Annotated in this window: 2 protein-coding genes; one reads left to right on the top strand and one right to left on the bottom strand. The window is 66.9% G+C overall.

Annotation, left to right across the window (positions count from 1 at the left end; translation table 11 throughout):
* Positions 1-161: 161 nt before the first annotated feature.
* Positions 162-1,205, bottom strand: a complete 1,044-nt coding sequence (locus QRO95_RS25185) for an oxidoreductase (protein ID WP_032130517.1) — start codon at positions 1,203-1,205, stop codon at positions 162-164.
* Between the two features lie 171 nt (positions 1,206-1,376).
* Here QRO95_RS25185 and QRO95_RS25180 point away from each other — a divergent pair, with 171 nt between their 5' ends.
* The gene (locus QRO95_RS25180; protein ID WP_006470382.1) at positions 1,377-1,760 is read left to right on the top strand and encodes a BON domain-containing protein; all 384 of its coding nucleotides are present in this window, start codon (positions 1,377-1,379) and stop codon (positions 1,758-1,760) included.
* Positions 1,761-1,853: the final 93 nt, after the last annotated feature.

Here is a 1,853-nt window from a genome sequence, read left to right as displayed (position 1 = left end):
CCGTTTACCTGACGGGCCTGAGACTCTCCAGCAACACAGTTGCTACAGGGACGTATTTACGGCGTCCCCCGCAACCGGACCCACCCCGCCATCCACGGAATGCCCGCTTTTGACGTTGACGTTGCCGTTGATTCGGCAGGTGCAGGGCGCAGCCCTGCCGGTCATCCCAACTGAACCCGCCGCCCTTCGCGCGCGCTGTCCATGCCGGCCTGCAGCAACCGCATCAGCTGCAGTGCCTGCACCGGGCTGACCGTCGGCTCGCCATCGCCGTGCATCGCCGCCGCGAACTGCGAATACAGCCGCCGGTAGTCGCCCGGCAGGTTGTCCACGGTACTGCGCTGCACATTGTCCTCAGCATCGCAGCGCACCAGCTCGCCGTGCCGTGGGTCGATGCCCCAGCCTGGCGCCCCTGGCGCAACACCGCGCCGCAGCTGTGCCTCCTGCACGTCCAGCCCATGCTTGATCCAGCTGCCACGACTGCCATGCACACTGAAGTGCGGCGTGGGGGCCGCCACCAGCGAACCGGCATGCACGATCGCGCGATGCCTCGGGTAGTGCAGTACCGCGTGGAAGTAATCGATGCCGCTGCCACCTTCGCGTTGCACGGCCAGATCGGCATCGATGGCCTCGGGCCAGCCGAACAGCACCAGCATCTGGTCGAGCAGGTGCGGTCCGAGGTCGTACCACAGGCCGCTGCCCGGTCCGTCCTGCTCGCGCCAGCGGTCGCGCACCTGCGGGCGGTAGCGGTCGAAGTGCGCATGGCACTCGGCCACGTCACCGAGCGCGCCTTCGGCCAGCAGCGCCTGCAGGGTGAGGAAGTCGGCATCGAAGCGCCGGTTCTGGAACACGGTCGCGATGCGTCCGGCATCACGTGCCGCAGCCAGCACCGCTTCGGCTTCAGCGACATCCAGCGCGAACGGCTTGTCGACCAGCACATGCTTGCCCGCGGCCAACGCCGCGATCGCCAGCGGTGCGTGTTGTGCGTTCGGAGTGGCGATCACCACCGCGTCCACCGCCGGGTCGTCGAACACCTCCTGCGGCGTGGCACGCACGTGCACGTCGCTGAACGCGCGCAGCAACGTGTCGCGCTGCGAACTGACGATGCTGTGCAGCACCAGCCCGGGCGTGTGCTGGATCAGCGGCGCATGGAAGACGCGGCCGGCGAGGCCGTAGCCGATCAGGGCCAGTTGCAGGTCGGGGCGCATGAGACGGCTCCGGCAATGGGGAAGGGCAGGGTAAACGACACCTGCGTACAGGCCAAAACTGAACCGTTGACGTTGGAATCGCCTCGATTCACAGCGGCATGACCGCAACGCCACGCCTGCTCTACGGAGGCTTGTCCAGACTGGCAGCACATCCCGAAGGAGTACGACACGATGAGCAATACCACCCGCACGCTGATTGCTTCCGCCCTGACCCTGGGCCTGGCGCTGTCCTCCTCGGCTGCCTTCGCCAAGGACCCGGCCGCGAAGAGCCCGCCGACCAGCACCCATCCGGCAACCCATGCTGATCGCCATGACTCCAACGAGCCGGTGACCGATACCTGGATCACCACCAAGGTGAAGGCCGATCTGCTGGCCAGCAGCAACGTTCCGGGCACTGAAATCAAGGTGGAAACCGTGAACGGCGTGGTCAGCCTGAGTGGTGCCGTGGCCACCCAGGCCGAGAAGGACAAGGCGGTCACCACCGCCAAGGGCATCAAGGGCGTGACCCGCGTCGATGCCGCTGCATTGAAGGTCAGCGCTGCTGCCAAGCGCTGACCCCGGAGGGCGCCCCGCATGGGGCGCCCGCTGCCTGGGTAGAGTCGAGATCCTATGTTCGTGGTCAAGCCTGCTGGAAGCAGGCTTGACCCA

This window comes from Stenotrophomonas maltophilia group sp. Smal13 (assembly GCF_030236855.1).
Classification (GTDB): Bacteria; Pseudomonadota; Gammaproteobacteria; order Xanthomonadales; family Xanthomonadaceae; genus Stenotrophomonas; species Stenotrophomonas maltophilia_A.
Note: the sequence above shows the minus strand (reverse complement) of the source record. Positions and strands in the feature narration are given on the sequence as shown.

Coding starts and splice junctions, on each gene's coding strand:
- QRO95_RS25180 (WP_006470382.1), top strand. CDS start 1,377: ATGAGCAATACCACCCGCACGCTGATTGCTTCCGCCCTGACCCTGGGC.
- QRO95_RS25185 (WP_032130517.1), bottom strand. CDS start 1,205: ATGCGCCCCGACCTGCAACTGGCCCTGATCGGCTACGGCCTCGCCGGC.